This window comes from Desulforhabdus sp. TSK (assembly GCF_022836495.1).
Lineage (GTDB): Bacteria > Desulfobacterota > Syntrophobacteria > Syntrophobacterales > Syntrophobacteraceae > Desulforhabdus.
The window spans coordinates 84,888-102,965 of the sequence record NZ_BQXM01000003.1 but is presented as its reverse complement, the minus strand read 5'-3'; the positions used below and the strand labels follow the sequence as shown (position 1 = coordinate 102,965).

At 55.3% G+C, this 18,078-nt stretch carries 16 protein-coding genes, 1 tRNA gene and 1 pseudogene; 13 read left to right on the top strand and 5 right to left on the bottom strand.

Features of this window, described 5'->3' with window-relative positions; all coding sequences use genetic code 11:
* Window positions 1-30 precede the first annotated feature (30 nt).
* The 5 genes from MWC30_RS02895 (at window position 31) to MWC30_RS02875 (ending at window position 4,204) form a co-directional block, all read left to right on the top strand.
* Window positions 31-105: transfer RNA gene (locus tag MWC30_RS02895), tRNA-Cys, on the top strand.
* 94 nt (window positions 106-199) lie between these two features.
* On the top strand, window positions 200-508 hold the full coding sequence (locus tag MWC30_RS02890) for a DUF167 domain-containing protein (RefSeq protein ID WP_244082649.1): 309 nt from the start codon (window positions 200-202) through the stop codon (window positions 506-508).
* 132 nt (window positions 509-640) lie between these two features.
* Window positions 641-1,816, top strand: coding sequence for an acetyl-CoA C-acetyltransferase (locus tag MWC30_RS02885; RefSeq protein ID WP_244082648.1), 1,176 nt, complete (start codon window positions 641-643; stop codon window positions 1,814-1,816).
* Window positions 1,817-1,984: 168 nt separating this feature from the next.
* Window positions 1,985-2,833 (top strand): 3-hydroxybutyryl-CoA dehydrogenase, encoded by an 849-nt coding sequence (locus MWC30_RS02880; protein WP_244082647.1) that lies wholly within the window; start codon window positions 1,985-1,987, stop codon window positions 2,831-2,833.
* Window positions 2,834-3,055: 222 nt separating this feature from the next.
* Window positions 3,056-4,204 carry an acyl-CoA dehydrogenase family protein gene (locus tag MWC30_RS02875; protein WP_244082646.1) on the top strand — a complete coding sequence of 383 codons (1,149 nt, stop codon included), beginning with the start codon at window positions 3,056-3,058 and terminating at the stop codon, window positions 4,202-4,204.
* An 87-nt stretch (window positions 4,205-4,291) separates the two neighbouring features.
* On the opposite strand, the gene MWC30_RS02870 is transcribed toward MWC30_RS02875, so the two are convergent.
* Window positions 4,292-5,059 carry a 3',5'-cyclic-nucleotide phosphodiesterase gene (locus MWC30_RS02870; protein ID WP_244082645.1) on the bottom strand — a complete coding sequence of 256 codons (768 nt, stop codon included), beginning with the start codon at window positions 5,057-5,059 and terminating at the stop codon, window positions 4,292-4,294.
* Window positions 5,060-5,799: 740 nt separating this feature from the next.
* Between MWC30_RS02870 and MWC30_RS02865 the strand changes: the two genes are divergently transcribed.
* The 4 genes from MWC30_RS02865 to MWC30_RS02850 all read left to right on the top strand — a co-directional run bounded on the left by MWC30_RS02865 (window position 5,800) and on the right by MWC30_RS02850 (window position 9,753).
* Window positions 5,800-6,207 (top strand): 4Fe-4S dicluster domain-containing protein, encoded by a 408-nt coding sequence (locus MWC30_RS02865; RefSeq protein WP_244082644.1) that lies wholly within the window; start codon window positions 5,800-5,802, stop codon window positions 6,205-6,207.
* A 9-nt stretch (window positions 6,208-6,216) separates the two neighbouring features.
* Window positions 6,217-7,095: a CoB--CoM heterodisulfide reductase iron-sulfur subunit B family protein gene (locus MWC30_RS02860; RefSeq protein ID WP_244082643.1), complete on the top strand. Its 879-nt coding sequence runs from the start codon at window positions 6,217-6,219 to the stop codon at window positions 7,093-7,095.
* A gap of 96 nt (window positions 7,096-7,191) precedes the next feature.
* The gene (locus tag MWC30_RS02855) at window positions 7,192-7,998 is read left to right on the top strand and encodes a 4Fe-4S dicluster domain-containing protein (protein WP_244082642.1); all 807 of its coding nucleotides are present in this window, start codon (window positions 7,192-7,194) and stop codon (window positions 7,996-7,998) included.
* A gap of 81 nt (window positions 7,999-8,079) precedes the next feature.
* Window positions 8,080-9,753, top strand: coding sequence for an FAD-binding protein (locus MWC30_RS02850; RefSeq protein ID WP_244082641.1), 1,674 nt, complete (start codon window positions 8,080-8,082; stop codon window positions 9,751-9,753).
* 208 nt (window positions 9,754-9,961) lie between these two features.
* Here MWC30_RS02850 and MWC30_RS02845 read toward each other — a convergent pair whose 3' ends face one another.
* Both MWC30_RS02845 and MWC30_RS02840 read right to left on the bottom strand, forming a co-directional pair.
* Window positions 9,962-10,414 (bottom strand): co-chaperone YbbN, encoded by a 453-nt coding sequence (locus MWC30_RS02845; RefSeq protein ID WP_244082640.1) that lies wholly within the window; start codon window positions 10,412-10,414, stop codon window positions 9,962-9,964.
* Window positions 10,411-10,725 (bottom strand): annotated as a pseudogene (locus MWC30_RS02840) (AF1514 family protein). Before MWC30_RS02840 ends, MWC30_RS02845 begins: the two are co-directional and overlap by 4 nt.
* A 471-nt stretch (window positions 10,726-11,196) precedes the next feature.
* Here MWC30_RS02840 and MWC30_RS02835 point away from each other — a divergent pair.
* The 3 genes from MWC30_RS02835 to MWC30_RS02825 are packed head-to-tail and all read left to right on the top strand — an operon-like array spanning window position 11,197 to window position 14,414.
* The gene (locus MWC30_RS02835; protein ID WP_244082639.1) at window positions 11,197-11,991 is read left to right on the top strand and encodes an AAA family ATPase; all 795 of its coding nucleotides are present in this window, start codon (window positions 11,197-11,199) and stop codon (window positions 11,989-11,991) included.
* A 15-nt stretch (window positions 11,992-12,006) separates the two neighbouring features.
* On the top strand, window positions 12,007-12,780 hold the full coding sequence (folE2, locus tag MWC30_RS02830; protein WP_244082638.1) for a GTP cyclohydrolase FolE2: 774 nt from the start codon (window positions 12,007-12,009) through the stop codon (window positions 12,778-12,780).
* A 26-nt stretch (window positions 12,781-12,806) separates the two neighbouring features.
* A complete protein-coding gene (locus tag MWC30_RS02825) occupies window positions 12,807-14,414 on the top strand; it encodes a bifunctional aminoglycoside phosphotransferase/ATP-binding protein (RefSeq protein ID WP_244082637.1) in 1,608 nt (535 codons plus the stop codon).
* Between the two features lie 18 nt (window positions 14,415-14,432).
* Here MWC30_RS02825 and MWC30_RS02820 read toward each other — a convergent pair whose 3' ends face one another.
* Complete coding sequence (locus tag MWC30_RS02820; RefSeq protein WP_244082636.1) at window positions 14,433-15,368, bottom strand: D-alanine--D-alanine ligase; 936 nt, start codon at window positions 15,366-15,368, stop codon at window positions 14,433-14,435.
* Entirely contained in the window at window positions 15,358-15,954 is a 597-nt protein-coding gene (locus MWC30_RS02815; protein WP_244082635.1) for an HD domain-containing protein, read from the bottom strand. The genes MWC30_RS02820 and MWC30_RS02815 overlap by 11 nt, the downstream gene beginning before the upstream one ends.
* 767 nt (window positions 15,955-16,721) lie before the next feature.
* Here MWC30_RS02815 and dnaA point away from each other — a divergent pair.
* Window positions 16,722-18,077: a chromosomal replication initiator protein DnaA gene (gene dnaA / locus MWC30_RS02810; protein WP_244082634.1), complete on the top strand. Its 1,356-nt coding sequence runs from the start codon at window positions 16,722-16,724 to the stop codon at window positions 18,075-18,077.
* The last annotated feature ends 1 nt before the right edge of the window (window position 18,078 follow it).

Genomic DNA, 18,078 nt, shown 5'->3' with positions numbered 1-18,078 from the left:
TTCCATTAGATAGGGTGCAACGTCGAATGCGGCGGCATGCCCAAGTGGTAAGGGAGCGGTCTGCAAAACCGTTATTCACCGGTTCGAATCCGGTTGCCGCCTCCACTGGATTTAAGGGGTTAGGTCATATGACTTAGCCCTTTTTTTATTTGGCGGGTGCAGTCGGATGGGATCATGAGCCTGCCATGAGAAAACGACCATGAATTCATTGCCCTTTTTACATGAAAAAGGGGAGGGCGTGGTCCTGGAGGTCCATGTCCAGCCCAGAGCCAGCAGGAATGAATGGGCGGGCATCCATCACGGGTGTTTGAAGGTTCGGCTGACAGCCCCCCCCGTGGAGGGGGCGGCCAACAGGGAATGCATCAAATTCCTGGCGGAGCTCCTGGACATTCCCAAGTCGGATCTGGAAATTGTCGGGGGGCACAAATCCCGTCAAAAGAGCATCTTGATCCGCGGTTTGTCGCTGGAAAATATCCGCGAAGTGCTGCATCGAGAGGGTGTCGTTTGAGTCATTTTGTACAATAAAGTTTGATATAGGGATATTTTTTTTGTAATAGCCGCCGCCTTTTGATAAAAGGACCACTGTAAATTTCTGCGCCTACACATCAAGATCAAACGGAAACTCTGAAAGGAAGCTGACATGCGAGAAGCGGTAATTGTAAGTGCGGTGCGGACTCCGCTGGGAAGCTTTAACGGCTCCCTCAGCGGGATCGGCGCGACTCAACTGGGAGCGATCGTTATTGAGGAAGCGGTTCGAAGAGCAGGGATTGCCAAGACGGATGTAAACGAAGCCATCATGGGCATGGTGCTTCCGTGCGGATACGGACAGAACCCGGCCAAGCAGGCTGCGGTGAAGGCCGGGATGCCCGACGAAGTGGAATGCTTCACCATCAATAAGGTATGCGGTTCCGGTTTGAAGTCCATCATGCTGGCGGCCCAGGCGATACAGGTGGGAGATGCCGATGTGGTGGTCGCCGGAGGCATGGAAAATATGAGCATGGCGCCTTATTACCTGGAAAAGGCGCGTTTCGGCTACCGGATGGGGGATGGGAAGCTTCACGATCATATGGTCCACGACGGCCTGTGGGATATCGTGAACGATTTCCATATGGGGATTTCCAATGAGCTCTGCTCCGAGAAGTATAACGTCTCCCGGGAGGATCAGGACCGTTATGCTGCCGAATCCTACCAGCGTACTCTGGCGGCCATGGCGGCCGGGAAGTTCAAGGATGAGATCGTGCCCGTGCCCATCCCGCAGCGCAAAGGGGAGCCGGTCCTTTTCAGCCAGGACGAGTGTCCGAAGGACACCCCTTATGACGCCCTGGCGAAAATGAAGCCGGCATTCAAACAGGGGGGGGTGACGACAGCCGGAAATGCCTCCATCATCAGTGATGGAGCCGCGGCGGTCGTCGTTATGGCCCGCGAAAAGGCCGTGGCTCTTGGCTGCAAAATCCTTGCGACCGTGGGTGCTCAAGCCTCCGCCGGCATCGATATGAAATATGTCCTGGTTGCACCCATCCTGGCCGTACCCAAATGCCTCAAAAAGGCAGGGCTCGGAGTGGGAGATGTGGATCTTTATGAAATCAACGAAGCCTTCAGCGGATCGACGGTGGCAGCCCTGCGTGAGCTCAAGCTGGATCCTGCCACTGTGAACGTCAATGGGGGCAGCGTTGCTCTGGGGCATCCCATTGGGGCCAGCGGCTGCAGGTTGCTGGTAACCCTGCTGTACGAAATGATCCGCCAGGACAAGAAGACCGGCCTGGCCTCACTCTGCCTGGGTGGTGGAGAGGCTGTGGCCATGATGATCAAGAGGTAGTGGAATTTACGTGGCCCCACCGCACCGATGCTCTGTCCTCATGATCGTTTCCATGGAAGACCGGACGGCCGGGAGGCATGGAGCGCCCGCAGAGGGAGGGGGAGGGGCCGTCGTGAGAGTGGATGAAGAGTTTAACGTTCAAATACTAAGGAAGGAGTTTACACTCACATGGAAGTTAAAACGTTTGGAGTCATCGGTGCTGGACAAATGGGAAACGGGATCGCACAGGTAGCCGCCATGAGCGGGCTCCAGGTGATCATGAACGATATCAACGATGAGTTCGTGCAGCGCGGCATGAAAAACATCACCAATCTTCTCACCAAGAGCGTGGAAAAAGGCAAGATGAGCGCCGATGAAAAGGCGGCGGTGCTGGGTCGGATCAAGACCAGTGTCAGCCTCCAGGACATGGCCGCCGCTGACTACGTGGTGGAAGCCGCTACGGAAAACGAACCCATTAAGTTCAAGATTTTCCAGGATTTGGACAAGATTTGCCGTCCCGAAGCCATCCTCGCCAGCAACACCTCCTCCATTCCCATCGGGCGTATTGCTGCTCAAACCAAGCGGCCGACCCAGGTCATCGGCATGCACTTCATGAACCCTGTCCCCGTCATGAAGCTCGTGGAAGTCATTCGGGGCCTCCCGACTTCCGACGAAACCTTCAAACTGACCTGGGACCTCGCCGTCAAGTTCGGCAAGACTCCGGCGGAATCGAGCGATTTTCCCGGCTTTATCGCCAACCGTATCCTTCTGCCCATGATCAACGAAGCGATTTACGCCCTTTACCATGGTGTAGGTACCCGGGAAGCCATCGACACCGTTATGAAGCTTGGCATGAACCATCCCATGGGTCCCCTCGCACTGGCGGATCTCATTGGCCTGGACACCTGCCTCGCCATTATGGAAACCCTGTACAAGGGCTTCAGTGATTCCAAGTATCGTCCCTGCCCGCTCCTGCGCAAGTACGTGGAGGCGGGATGGCTCGGCAAAAAGACGGGCCGCGGCTTCTACGAGTATTAAAAGCCTGTCCTGAAAGTTCCGCCCCTCGCCCTTTGGGGAGAGGGGCGGAGCGTGGAGGATGTTCTTATGGGCTGCCATGCCGACGGGAGCGGGCACTCAGGGGAAAGGCTTTGCATCGCCGGTCACAGACTCCCCGCCTGGTCCCGGAGCGATGGTTTTCCCGCTCGTTTCCAAGAGAATCTCATTCTATACGACTTCTAATGCTAACAAGATGGAGCTCTAATGAACTTCGAACTGACTGAAGAACAGAAAATCATTCAAGATACCGCTGCCAAATTTGCCAAGCGCGAACTGGAGCCCGTGGCTGCAGAGCTGGATCAGACCAAGAATCGGGACATTCTCAAAAGTAATTTGAAAAAACTGGCGGAACTGGGCTTCATGGGCCTCAACATTGATCCGGCCTACGGCGGAACAGGAGCCGGGGCGGTCGCTTTTTCCCTTGCCATGACGGAGCTTGGACGCGGTTGTGCCTCCACTGCGGTGACCACCTCCGTGACCAATATGGTCGCTGAAGTGATCCAGGTAGTGGGAACCGAAGAACAGAAGCAAAAATACATTCCCCCCATTTGCTCCGGCGAATATCCCGCCGGCAGCTTCGGCCTCACGGAAACCTGCGCGGGCTCTGACCCTGCCTCCATGCGGACAAGCGCCGTTCTGGACGGCAATGATTATATCCTGAACGGAAATAAGATTTTCATCACCAGCGCAGAATATGCCGGAGTTTTCGTCGTTTGGGCAGTGACGGACAAAGATGCGAGAAAGGGCAAGGGCATCACGGCATTCCTCGTGGAGCCGTCTTTTCCCGGTTTTACCGTGGGGAAGGATGAAAAGAAGATGGGGCAGCACGCCTCCTCCACCAATGAATTGCTTTTCGAAAACTGCCGGGTGCCCAGGGAAAACGTTCTGGGCAAAGTGAACGATGGCTTCCGTATTGCCGCGGCCGAACTGGCGGGCGGGCGCATCGGGATCGGCTCCATGGCGCTCGGCATCGGCCTGGCCGCCATGGATTGTGCCACAGCTTATGCCAAAGAGCGGATCCAATTCGACAAACCCATCGCCAATCTTCAGGCCATTCAGTGGATGATTGCCGACAACTATACGCGACTGGAAGCAGCTCAGTTGCTCCTGATGCGAGCGGCCTTCGTGAAAGATCAGGGCCGGCATTACGCCAAGGAAGCGTCCATGGCAAAGGTATACGCCACCGAAGCGGCCAACAAGGCCTGCTATGATGCCATTCAAATCCTCGGCGGTTATGGATACACGGCGGATTTTCCCGTAGAGCGTCATGCACGGGATGCACGCATTACCACGATCTATGAAGGCACCAGTGAAATCCAGCGCCTCATCGTAGCCCGGGAATTGTTGAAGTAATCTCGGCTGCGTCACTGCAGGGTGGGTGACCTTTCGGTGACCCACCTCCTAATCCCTCCTTATCACTGCCTCCTTACCACCTCTTGCTTAAACACACAGGACCATGTCGTCTTCCAGCAGGATGATGGGAGGGGCCGTGACATGGCCGAGCTCCTTCCTGATGGCGGCTCTATAATACGATTTCAGGTGGCTGATGTAGATCTTCTCCGGCAGTTCGGGCATCTTGGAGATTTCTGCCTGGAGGAGGGAAGGGGTGAGGTGCCCCGAGATATTTGCCAGCGCCAGCAGTTCATCGGGAAAGGAAACTTCGGTGATGAGAGCTTTGACACGGTGCCCGGCCATGCGTGACCAGATCTGTTCTGTCGGTCCGGTATCGCCGGTATAAACGAAGGCGTTGCCCCCGGCCTCCTCTACCAGGTAGCCATAGGCCGGCACGGGGTGATCCACCCGTGTGGGGTAGATCTTATATTCCTTCACTTGAAAAAAGCCCTCCGTCGAGAGCTCCTGGAAGCGCATGACGGGCGCTTCGGAGGTGGGGAGTCGGCTGAAATCCGGCCAGATCCTGTTGTTGAAAACATGCTTTTGGAGGTCGTCCAGGACATCCTGACCGCTCAGAATCGTCAGCCTGCACTTCTGCCGGCTGGAAACAATATTGTCCAGGAGAAAAGGGATCGCCTTGATATGGTCGAGGTGCGCATGGGTTAGAAAGATGTGGCTGATGCGGCACTGAGCATCCCGGTCGAGGGAAAGAGAGATGGTTCCCGCGTCCAGGAGGAGAAAATCATCCACCAGGAACGCTGGGGAATTGTGTCCCGGGAGCTCGGAACCGGATGCGCCGAGCACTCTTATTTTCATGGGCAATCCCTTCCTCTTCTATGAACCCACACCTGTGCGCATACATTGTCCTCCTGATTGGCCATCGGGTCGTATCACTGCGAGGTGGGATTGTAATGATTTTTCTAAAATTTGAAACCCCAAGTTGAGCGACTTCGGGGGAGCGCTGTGAGCTCACTGTCAAAAGAAAATGAAAAAAAATTGACAACACCTCCCAAAATGGCTTAAAAAACTATGCTCGAATTGTACTGTTCGATGCTTTCGTGCTCATGCTGATAGTGACCGATTCATGCTGCAAGCTCTTTAACGTTCTGGTATGCTTTACCATCCAAGTGGGGTAGCCCGGGTTCCATGTCCGTGGTCAAGTCAGTTTCGGATTTTTGTTTTTGTGCAACCAGCGCCTCCTGCGAAAATGCGAATTTCCAGATGCAGGGGTTGCACGGTGTCTCCTCGGCCCTGCTTTTTCCACTGTTTTGTTCGGCAAAATCACATCATATCCCGCCTGTCCATTCAAGGGGCTCTCTATTTTTTCCGGCTTGCAGTGTTTCAGTTTGCCGGAATAGGTTAAGCTGCCTGCAAAGTAAAGCATTACGTGACTGGTTTTCATCCTGCATGGGGTATGCATCTCCAGGGATGCGTTGCCTGAAGCGCCGCTCCCCACGGGGATCTCGAGGGAGCATTCCCTGAAGGTGGGGCAGAGCCCCCATGAGCAGCGGGTGACCGGTTTTTTGAGTAAACATTTATACAAAATGAGGGACGACATGCCGATCGAAATTTCAGAGAAAACCATCAAGCGTGACTTCATCGACAAAGTCATCAAGCTCAGCGGGCAGGACATCAATTTGTGCTTTCAGTGCGGCACCTGCGGCGGGGCGTGCCCCATGTCCGACAAGGTGGACACCGTTCCCCGCAGGATCATGCGCATGGCTCAGCTGGGGATGGAAGAGGCTCTTGAGGAGGTCAAGAGCTACTGGATGTGCGCATCCTGCCATTCCTGCACGGTGAATTGCCCGAGAGGGCTGGATATCGCCAAGGTCATGGAAGCTCTCCGGCTCCTCACACTTCGGAAAAACGTCAATATGTTCGAGCCATCATCGTTGGATGCCGAGACGATGCGGGACTTGCCTCAGATTGCTATGGTCAGCTGCTTCAGAAAATTGACAAGTTAGAGGAGTATTATGAAAGTCAGCTATTATCCGGGATGTACCCTCAAGACGAAAGCGAAGAACCTGGAGGACGCTGCAGTCGCCTCGATGGCCGCCCTCGGTGTGGATTTCGAGGAATTGACCCGCTGGAACTGCTGCGGTGCCGTCCATTCTCTCGCCGATGATGATCTCATTCACCAGGTGGCTCCTGTGCGTGACCTTGTCCGTGCCATGGAGCAGGGCAGCGACAAGGTCGTCACCCTTTGCTCCATGTGCTACAACACGCTGGCCCGGGCGAACCTGCTGATGCGGCAAGATGAGGTGAAGAGAAAAACCATCAATGATTTCATGAATGAAGAAAAGGATTACCATGGGGAGGTGGAAGTCCTCCACTTCCTCAACTTTTTGCGCGATCAAGTGGGATGGGATACCGTCCGCAACGCCGTGAAGGTTCCTTTGAATGGGCTGAAGGTCGCCATGTATTATGGCTGTACCTTGATGCGGCCTCGCAATGTCGCCATCGAGCCCATCGGGGACACCAGGATCATGGGGGAATTCTTGGAAGCCATTGGCGCTGCTCCCGTCGATTTCCCCGAAGCCACGACATGCTGTGGCTCATACCAGATTTTGGCCAATCCCGAGGCTGCTCACGATGTGAGTGGAAGAATCCTTGAGTCCGCCATTCGGGCGGGAGCGGAAGCCATGGTGCTCAGCTGCCCGCTCTGCGAATTCAATCTTTCCAAGAAGCAACCGGAAGTCCTAAAGAAAAATAAGATCTCCCGGGAAGTTCCCGTCTACTATTTCACTCAGCTGCTGGCCATGGCCCTGGGCTTGGGACAGGAAGCCTGCCGCTTTGACCTCAACAGCGAGTGCTCCGTGGAGTTGCTGAAGAATAAAAATTTCCCCGTTTGATTCCGTGCCGTCCGAAGAGGGCCATGGGTGAGCGCAGGGGATTGATTTTGATGCTCAGGTGAAGTTACTCACAGTTTTTTTCAGGAGAAATGAACAATGTCTCATCATCATGACAGCAAAGAACCCAAGCAGAAAAAGAAAGTCCAGGTTGCCACGGGCGACCGGGCAATCCTTCCCGAAGGGGCGACAACCATCCCGGTGTATATCATGGGAAAAAGGTACGAAGTTCCTGAAACCCTGACCATCATGAAAGCCATGGAATATGCGGGCTTCAAATTCCTGCGGGGCGCAGGCTGCCGTGGGGGGATTTGCGGGGCCTGCCCGACAGTCTATCGCAAACCGGGAGACTACAAGCTGCATTTCGGCCTAGCCTGCCAAACTGTTGTAGAGCCCGACATGTATCTGGCTCAGATCCCTTTCTATCCGGCGAACCGTGCCGCTTACAAGATCGAGGATCTCGAGCCCAATCCGGAGATCATCTTTTCCCTCTATCCCGAGCTCTTCCGTTGTGTGGCCTGTAACAATTGCACCAAGGCGTGCCCCATGGGCGTCGATGTCTTGGGCTATATTTCCGCGTTGAAGCAGGGGGACATTGCCCGGGCCGCCGAAATTTCCTTCGACTGCATCCAGTGCGGTATGTGTGCCAGTCGCTGCATGGGTGAGCTGCCCCAGTATCATATTGCTCAGCTGGCGCGCCGCATGTACGGCAGAGCCATCATGCCCAGGGCGCGGCACCTGGCCAAACGTGTTGAGGAAATCGAATCGGGCAAATACGACGAAATGCTGAAGAGCCTGCAGACCATGAGCCATGGGGAACTGGAAAAGCGCTACAAGGAGAGGGAACGTGAACCCGACATGGCTCCCAACGGCACTTGGCTGCCCGCAAACGATCCGTATCTCTGATGCACCCCTTTTACCGTAAACCCTGAATGATTTTGCAAGGTGAATATTCAAATTTGTTTGGGAATATGAGGAGAATTGAAGATGGGTTACACTCCGGAAATGAAAGAATTGATCAAACGGGTTGAAGCCACTCGGCCGGCACGCATGGAAAAGGCGCGCCGCGGCGAGAACTTCCCTGCACTGAGCCTGGAAGAGCGGGCTGTCGTTCTGGAAAAATTTCATCCGGATTATCAAAAAGAAGGCCGACGTCCTATCCGGACGGGTCCCGACAAAGGACTGGTTCTGCCTGAAGAAATCGCTTCCATGCTGGAATCCCGTTCCATGCTGCGCCCTGAAAATGTAGACCTTTCGAATCCCGATTTCGAAACCGACGTTCTCATCGTCGGCGGTGGTGGTGCGGGAACCTCCGCAGCGCTCCTGGCCGCCGATGCGGGAGTCCGCGTCATCATGACGACCAAGCTGCGCCATGGGGATGCCAACACCATGATGGCGGAAGGTGGTATTCAGGCTGCAGTCCAGGAATCCGATTCTCCCTACTACCATTATATGGACACCATCGGTGGCGGCCACTTCACCAACCAGTCGGACCTGGTAGCCGCCCTGGCCCATGATGCACCCCTTTCCATCGCCTGGCTGGAAAGCCTCGGCATGATGTTCAACAAGTTCCCCGACGGCCGGCTCATTTCCCGGCATTTCGGCGGTTCCAGCCGCAAGCGCATGAATTCCGCCGGCGACATGACGGGTGCTGAAATCATGCGTGTCCTGCGGGACGAGGCCCGCAACCGGGGCGATCAGATCACCATCCTTGAATTCTGCCCGGCTGTGGAGTTGATCCTCGACGAAGACGGGAAGTGTGCAGGGGCGATCCTCTACAATATGGAAACCCGTGAGTTCTTCATCGCCAAAGCCAAGGCCACCATCATCGCCACGGGGGGCAACGGCCGTCTGCACATCAAAGGCTTTGCCTGCACCAACCACTACGGCGCCACCATGGACGGCGTGGTCATGTGCTACCGTGCGGGGGTAGGCTCCACCTGCCTGTTCTCGACCCAGTACCACCCCACCGGTGTGGCCTATCCCGAACAGAATGTCGGTTTGCTCATCACCGAAAAGGTCCGCGGTCTGGGGGCCCACGTCCTCAACATCGACGGCGAGCAGTTCTGCTTTCCCCTGGAGCCTCGCGATGTGGAATCCGCCGAGTTGATCAAGGAAGCCCTGGAAGTCGGAAAGGCCGTCATCACCCCCACCGGTCGTTATGGCTTGTGGCTGGATTCACCCATGATCGACCTGCTCCATGGAGAGGGGACGGTGCGTCGTGAGCTTCCCGCCAAGTTCATCCAATTCGAACGCCATGGCATCGATATCAGCAAGGAGCCCATGCTCGTTTACCCGACGCTTCATTATCAAAACGGCGGCATCGCCATCAATGCCGACTGTGAAACGACGATTCCCGGCCTCTACAGCGCAGGGGAATGCACAGGAGGATTGCACGGTGAAAACCGCCTCATGGGCAACAGCCTCCAGGATGTCATCACCTTCGGGCGTCGCTCCGGAGCCGCTGCGGCCAGGTACGTCAATGGCGGGGTGGAATTGAAGAAGTTGACTCTGGATCACGTGGTGAAATACGAGAAGGAGCTGGTCGAAGCGGGTGTCGAAAATCCTATGGTGGCTCCTATCCTTCTGCCGGATTATTCAACGGACGAAGTCGCTTCTCGTCGTCTCCTGGAGATCCAGGGGAAGCTGGAAGCCGAATGATCATGGAGGCTGAAAAAGCCTCGGTGTCAGCCATGGACGTTGAATTTGAATTTCTTTGGCACATGCGCTCAGGCCGTCATGCCCCGCCATGACAGGGCATACGATGGATGGTTTCCCTGCAGCGCGGTATATCCCTGGTGAGGTGGGTACCGAAGGTGCCCGCCCTGCCAGGGATCGACACTGCAGAACCAGAGAAGATGCGGATCAATCACAACAGCCTGCTGAGGTAGCGATCCAGCTCCATTCGGGGCAGGGCTCCCGTAACGCGATCCACCTGCCTCCCTTTTTTCATGAAAATGAGTGTCGGGACACTCTGGACCGCGTAGTTGGAGCCGGAAACAGGGTTCTGATCCAGCAGAACCTTGGCGAACTTGATGCGGCCGGCATAATCCCGCGCCAGGGTATCCACATCGGGGAGCATCCTTCTGCAGTACCCGCAATTGGGAGACCAAAAAAACACAAATACCGGCCCGGGAAAAGCCAGGATCTGTGTGTTGAAATCCCTGTCGATTACATCTACGGCCCCGTCGGGATAACGGTTCGCCATTGAAAGGGGGCGCCGGCACTTGCCGCAGACAGCCTGCTCCCTCACGCGATTCCCTGGAACGCGGTTCTTGGCCCCGCAATGGGCGCAGCCAACGAGAATACTGTCTTGATTCATTGCTTCGACACATCCTCCTTTTTCTCATTTTCATGCGTATCACACGCATCCCGGTAGATGAACACGTACTCACCGCGGTTGATGTCCACTACGATATTGCCGCCGCGGGATTCCGCATAAAGAAGCCAGCCCGGCTTCTTTGCGCTGCTTCATTCCACCCGTGGAGAGAATTCACCCTTCGATCGGTCAAACCATGCCAACAGCATCGGCTCGTCCCCTCTGCCGGCAGCTGTTCTGTCGGCTGCCCGTCGGGCATCATAGAAATCCGGTTCGTTCCCCTCCACATGGACATGAATCGGGTCGATCAACATTTCCTTCTGAAATACGATACACTGCTCCATCGGTCTTTACACTCCCCCTCGATCTACATTTTCGGCCGAAGCGGGCGCCGCGCTCCCTCCAGATGGAAGCGGCTTTCAGGTTTCTGAAAGCATGAGCGCCCCTGGAAGAAAACTGCCGGGTGTCCCGTCCACAAGCAGCTCGATGCAGCCATACAAAATTCTGATTAATCACCCCTGGGAAGGATTTCAAGGAAAGGAGCCGGTGCGGCAACCGTTGCCGCCCTCCTGGCGGAACTATTGGTTGATTTATAGAGACCCGGAAACATATAATGACGCGGAACAACTCTTGGTCCGGCATTTCGCGCGGCATCGCACCGAGTCCATGTGCCGGAAGCGTGAAGTGACCCTTTGGGGAGAAAGGCGCTGCAGCCCCTCAGAGTGATCTGTTTTAAATATTCCGAGCTCTGTCACGGATAGCTCGATTTTGTCGGAGGAAACACATTGAAGATAGCAGTCAGTGGAAAGGGTGGCGTCGGAAAGACGACACTTTCAGCTTTTCTGGTGAAGTGGTTTGCGGAGCAGGGGAACAAGGTACTGGCCATCGATGCGGATCCGGATGCCAACCTGGGGCATGGCCTGGGCATCAAAGATGCGTCGAACATCGTTCCCATTGCCAAAATGAAAGATCTCGTGGCCGAGCGGACCGAATCCGTTCCCGGGAGCTTCGGGGGTTTTTTCAAATTGAATCCACAGGTGGACGACCTTCCCGAAAAGCTGGCGGTTTCCAGTGGGGATCGCATTCGCCTGATGGTCATGGGAGGAGTGAAAAAAGGCGGGACAGGGTGTGTCTGCCCTGAGAGCGTTCTCCTGAAGAATCTCGTGCAGCACCTCATCCTGAGGCGTGACGAGGTCGTGGTCATGGACATGGAAGCCGGGATCGAGCATCTGGGGCGGGGGACGTCCAAGGCTGTGGACTGCCTCGTTGTTGTCGTGGAACCGGGACGGCGCAGTATCGAAACAGCCCTTCGCATTAAAGAACTGGGCATGGATATCGGCCTCAGCAACTTTGCCCTGGTGGGGAATAAGGTTCGGGGTGACAAGGACCGGGAATTTCTCAAGGAAAATCTCCCTGAATACCGATTCCTGGGGTTCATTCCATACGACGACGGCCTCATTGAAGCAGACCTTCGGGGAATCTTTCCGGAACAACTGCGGGAGGAAACCCGTAAGTGCTTTGAAGAAATCGCCATGAATCTGCAGAGCCTAAGGACGGTGGCCGCTTCTCGGGAAACGTAAAACATGAGGGATTGCATGATCGACGTGCAGAGTCAGACGGATCACAGGAACATCAGAGTTGACAAGGTAGGAGTCAAGGACATCCGCTACCCCATCACGGTGATGGACAAGAACAATGGGGCTCAGCACACGGTGGCAAGCATCAACATGTATGTGAATCTGCCCCGTGAGTTCAAGGGCACCCACATGAGCCGATTCATCGAGATCTTGAATGAATTCCATGGAAACCTGGACATGCGGGAGGTGTCCACGATTCTCGAGGAAATGCAGCTTCGACTGCAGGCGGGGTCGGCTCACCTGGAGATCAGCTTTCCTTACTTCATCAAAAAGCTTTCGCCCATCACGGTCACGGCCGGCCTCATGGAGTACGGCTGCCGGGTGGCGGGGTCCCTGGATCAGAGCAACGAATGTGACCTGGTGCTCGAGGTGAATGTGCCCATAACAACCGTCTGTCCCTGTTCCAAAGAGATCAGCATGCATGGGGCGCACAACCAGAGAGGCATGGTGCGCCTCGCTGTCCGTTTCAAGAAGTTCATCTGGATCGAGGACCTGGTACACCTGGTGGAGCACTGCGCATCCTGTGAAGTCTATTCTGTATTGAAACGGCCCGACGAAAAATTCGTCACGGAGAAGGCGTACGAAAATCCCAAGTTTGTGGAGGATGTAGTGCGTGATGTCGCCTCAGCCCTGAAAACCGATGCCAATGTCCTGTGGTTCAAGGTGGATGTGGAAAATTTCGAATCCATCCACAACCACAGCGCATATGCCTGCATCGAACGGCTCAAATGAGTCGTTTTTGAGAGAAATAGCTCCTCATGGAGACGCGACAGGTTTTCGAGAGGGTCTGCCGGGCCATGGCAGACTCCGCTTTCTATCCCCACCCGGTTTCCGCTTTGGAGCGCCGGGAGACCCACATTTCCGTCGTGTTCCTGACAGGCCTCTGGGCCTATAAACTCAAAAAGCCGGTGAATTTCGGCTTCCTGGATTTCCAATCCCTCGATGCCCGAAAACATTTTTGCGAACAGGAAGTACTCCTGAACCAGCGGCTGAGCCACGGGGTTTATTCCGGGGTGGTTTGCCTTTCGGAGGATGCAGCCGGAGGCGTTTCCCTGGAAGGGAAAGGAAAGATCCTGGACTATGCCGTCAGGATGAAGCAACTTCGGGAGTGCGACAGCCTGGAATGGCTGCTGCAACACGGTGAGATCTTTCCTGGGGCCATGCAGGAACTTGGGCGACTCCTGGCGGATTTTTATGACCGGTGTGCTCAGAGCGATACCATCGATGGGTTCGGTCGGGCGGAAGCGATCTCTTTCAACATGGAAGAGAATTTCAGGCAGATCGAGCCCTTTGTGGAGGAAGTCGTGCCCCGGGAGTCCTGGGAGTTCATCCGCCAGGTCAGTCGAGCCTTCTTCGCCAATGCCGGAGATCTTTTCGAGAAAAGAATCAGGGAAGGGCGCATACGGGACGGCCATGGCGACTTGAAGGCAGAGCACATCTATTTTTCAGACGGCATTCAGATCATCGATTGCATTGAATTCAACGATCGCTTCCGCTACGGAGACGTCGCCGTGGACCTGGCCTTTCTGCACATGGACTTGGAGCGTCTGGGCCACGCCGAAATGAGCCGGAAATTTCTGTCCGCCTATGCCGAGAGGGCTCGAGACCCCGGGCTTTATGCCCTCCTCGACTTCTATGCCGCTTACCGCGCTGTCGTGAAATTGAAGGTGGCCTGCCTCAGTCTCCCCGCAGAAGGGGAGGAGGCCGAAGGATGGGCTGGTGGGCGGAAGCTGGTTGAAACCTACTTACAGCTCGCCTATCGGTATGCCATGCAGTTCAGTCGTCCCACACTCTGGGTTTTCTGCGGACTGCCGGCCACGGGGAAGTCTTCCCTGGCTCAGGAGCTCGCCGAAGCCCTCCATCTCCCACACTTTCAATCCGACCGTATTCGCAGGGAAGAGATGGGAGAATCGGCCGGGGGATCGCACGTCGTTCCTCTGGATGCGGGGATCTACCGACCCGAGATGCGGCACAGGGTGTACGCGCGGATGCTCTTCGCGGCCCAGGAGCAGCTGAAGAACGGGCGCTCCGTCATCCTGGACGCCTCCTATTCACGACGCAAGGATAGAGAGGATGTACAGCAATTGGCCCGCGACTTGGACACGAACCTCGTGTTCGTAGAATGCATCTGCCACGAAGAAACCCTGCGGGAACGCCTCAAACAGCGGGAGGCCTCGGCAGACAGCCTTTCGGATGCCCGCCTGCAGCATCTTTCGGAAATGATCCGCCGCTTCGATCCCCTGGAGGAGCAGTCGCCCTGGAGTCACCTGCAAGTGGAGACGGACGGTCCCTTCTTGAGGAGCTTCATGGATATCCTGTCAGGGGCCTATGCCCTGCAGTGTCTCCAGGTGCAACAGATCCTTTGACCCGGCAGATGTCCCTCTTTACTTTTCCAGGGCCAGTTCAATGAGGCGGTCCAGGAGTGGAGAGAAGGAAATACCTGCGACGGCTGCGGCCTGAGGGAAGAGGCTGGTTGCCGTCATGCCCGGAATGGTGTTCGTTTCCAGAATATAAATGTCTTCTCCTGCAACGATCATGTCCGTGCGGCTGTAGCCCCTGCAGAAGAGAGCCTGGTGCGCGCGCCTGGCCAGCTCCTGTGCCCGCTCGGTCAGAGCGGGGGAAATGCGCGCAGGGCAGATTTCCTTTGTGGCACCGGGGGTGTACTTCGCCTGGTAATCGAAAAATTCATAGGCATCGCCGGGAACAATCTCGATCAAAGGCAGCGCCTGCAGGGTGTCGTTTCCCAGAACCCCGCAGGTCACTTCCACGCCGCGAATGAATTTTTCAACCATGCAGCGTCGATCGTATCGCCATCCCTCCTTCAAGGCCTCCGGCAGCTCCGCCTCGGTCTTGACAATGCTCAGTCCAATGCTGGAGCCCTCGTGCTCGGGCTTGATCACCAGGGGGAGTCCGAGGCGCCCGACGACCTCTGCCGGATCAATCGGGCGGTCCCGTTCCAGCACGGCGTAGGGGGCGACGGGCAAGCCTGCGCGCTCATAAAGTTCTTTGCTCAGGATCTTGTTGATGGCAATGGCGCTTCCCAGTATCCCGCTGCCCTGATAAGGGATCCCCAAGGATTCGAGAAATCCCTGGATGGTGCCGTCCTCTCCCATGCGGCCGTGCAGGATGATGAGGGCCACGTCGATGTCCGCGGCCTCCTGAGCCAGGCGGGGGAGGTCGTCGCGGGGATCATACCGGAAGATTTCGTATCGATCCTTGTCGAGCGCCTGGAAAACCTGTTCTCCACTCTTCAGGGAAACGTCGCGCTCCGCGGATTTCCCACCGGCCAGCAATGCAACCCTCAATTTTTTACCGCTCATAAGACTCCCATGCCATGGGTGAATAGGTTTGGGGGGACAGTTCCATGAGCTCTCTCTCCTCCGGGCTGATGGGAAGACGTGCGAAAATTTTGTCCTCCAGCATCCGATAGAGGTCGAGCTTCCTCCAGATCCTGCTCTTATGTTCCCGGGTTTTTCCGTAGCGCTCCATGAGATCGTAGAACCGATCTTCCAGTGAGACGATTTCATCGTGCTTCACTCGTTTATCCGAGTAGTTCACGATGAGGGATTCATTGAGGGGACCCTGCAGGCGATAGGACTCCAGGCTGGCGTGCTCTTCCACAATGGGCGCAATGTGGAGATAGCCCCATTCTTCCAGCATCCTGGCCCCCAGCTCACAGTGGCTCTCGTCCGTGGTAAGGCTGGGGGCTTTGGCGATGTCGTGCAGCAGGGCCGATGCCTGGAGAAGATCCAGGTCCAGGGAGGGATATTCTTGTTTCAGAAAGCGGCCCAGGTAGAGAGAGATTTCTGCCACCATGAAACTATGATTTTGGATATGAGGAGGCATTTCCACCTGAGCGATGAGCTTCAGGCACTGTTCGCGCGTCGGGGTAGCCAGCGTGTACATCACGATCCTTATTTCTTGGGTTCGACTCGTACTGTTGGAAACATATTAAACATATTTCAAAGAAAACGGTACTGGCAAGAGAAAGAATGGAAAAACGGTCAATGAGGGAAAAATTTGTCATTTCCATGCCTGGGAATTTGGTTCTGCCGGGGTGTCACACGCTCCTGAAAAAAATCTGCCGAGCTCCACTGCAAGAAAATCTTGTCGAATCAAGCGGCTTCCAGGGGGACCCCTGCAGCACCAAAGTGCGGGAATGATTTTTTGAGAAAAGGAGAGAAAATGAAAGTTCGAGATATCTGCTTTTGGAGAACGAAGCCCGCAAGAGGGTCCAAGTGACCAAGATGCCACGGTAAAAATGATTTTAGAAAAAATCACTCGCATCAAGGGGTTAGAAATTTTTAACGTCTAACATCCATGCATCCTGACGATTTTCTGCCTCCACCCTTCAGGGAAGGATCTCCTTCGAAACTCGTCAGATCAACTTTGACCCCTCCCGGATTCTTGGATATGTAAGGCACACGACTTTTGGAAACGGATCAGAGCCTGTCATTCGGTTTTGCTTCATTCTCGTTTTTTTCTGCTGCAAATTCAAGTTGTTAAAAATGTTTTTCCTCTCCCCTCATGCTATGGGAACATGCAGAATGTTCTCAGAGGGATTTCTTTGTCTTTGGATTCTCCAAGCGAGGGGGGAGAGCTGAGCTCTCTGAACGGCCTGCTTTGACATCCTGCCCACCGAAGGCCGGTGGGAGAAGGGAAATCGAGTTCATATGGTCCAGGAATGGCAAGAAATAAAGAAAAAAGTCCAAAAGACTCTTTCCAGGGGGCAGTACGATCTTTGGGTGTCCACCATTGATCCCCTGGGAATTGAAGAGGGCTCCCTGATCCTTGGCTGTAGGAATCGGTTCCACATCGAATGGGTGCGGGAAAAGCTCGAAGAGAAACTGATCCCGATCACTCAAAAGCACCTGCCCCAGGTGGAGAAGATCCAGTACCAGATTGTCAAGGACTCTCAACTTGAGCCGGAAAAGGTTCAAGAGGAGACGGAAGGCCCCCGGCAGATTTCCTTCCATGATTTGATCAAACGTACCGGACCTGCCTTCAACCCCCGTTTCACCTTCGATCAGTTTGTCGTGGGCAATTGCAATCATTTTGCCTACGCAGCCTCTATGGCCATGGCCAGTGGGCAGCAGCTTTACAACCAGTCTGTCTACGTTCTTTCGGAGACGGGTCTCGGCAAGAGCCATCTTTCCCACGCGGTGGGGAACTTGTTTCTCCAGAAGCAACCGGATCTGAGAGTCCAGTACGTGACGGCGGAGCAGTTTGCCAACGAGATGATTTTTTCCTTGAAGCATGGGAGCATCGAGGCCTTCAAGAACAAGTTTCGTCGTGGGTGCGACGTGCTGCTCCTGGAGAAGGTGGAATTCCTGAGCGGCAAGGAAAAAGTCCAGAATGAGCTGGTGTACACTCTGGATGAGCTCATGGACCGTGGAAAGAAAATTCTGTGCACCGGGAATGCCTACCCCAAGGATATCCCCAGGCTCAGCATCGAATTACAGTCGCGCCTGGGAGGCATCCTCGTGACCCCCATCGATCGGCCCGATTTCAGGACCCGGGTGGAGATCATCAAGCGGAAGGCCAGCACGGAGAGTGTCCGTCTTCCCATGGAGGTGGTGGAATTTCTAGCCGACCGCATCAATGGGGACATTCGCCAGATAGAGAGCTGCCTCGTGGGTATGATGGCCAAGAGCAACATCCTGGGCATCCCCATTTCCCTGCAGCTGGCCCAGGAAGTGACCCAGACCATGCTCAATCAGCTGCCGAAAATCACCGTGGAGCACATTCAAAAGATCATCTGCGCCAGCTTCCAGATTTCCATGGAAGAGCTGAAGTCGGCAATGCGCAAGAAGGAGATCGCCATGGCTCGAAAGATCGGGATGTACCTGTGCCGCCAGTACACGACGGAATCTCTGGTGAACATCGGCAAAATGTTCAATCGCAGCCACAGCTCCGTCTTGTATGCGGTCAACGGCTTGAACAAGGAGATGCAGGACAGGAACAACAAAATGAAACGCCAGGTGGATTACGTTAGCAGGCGCCTGGAAACGAGCTGCCTTTCCGTGTAAG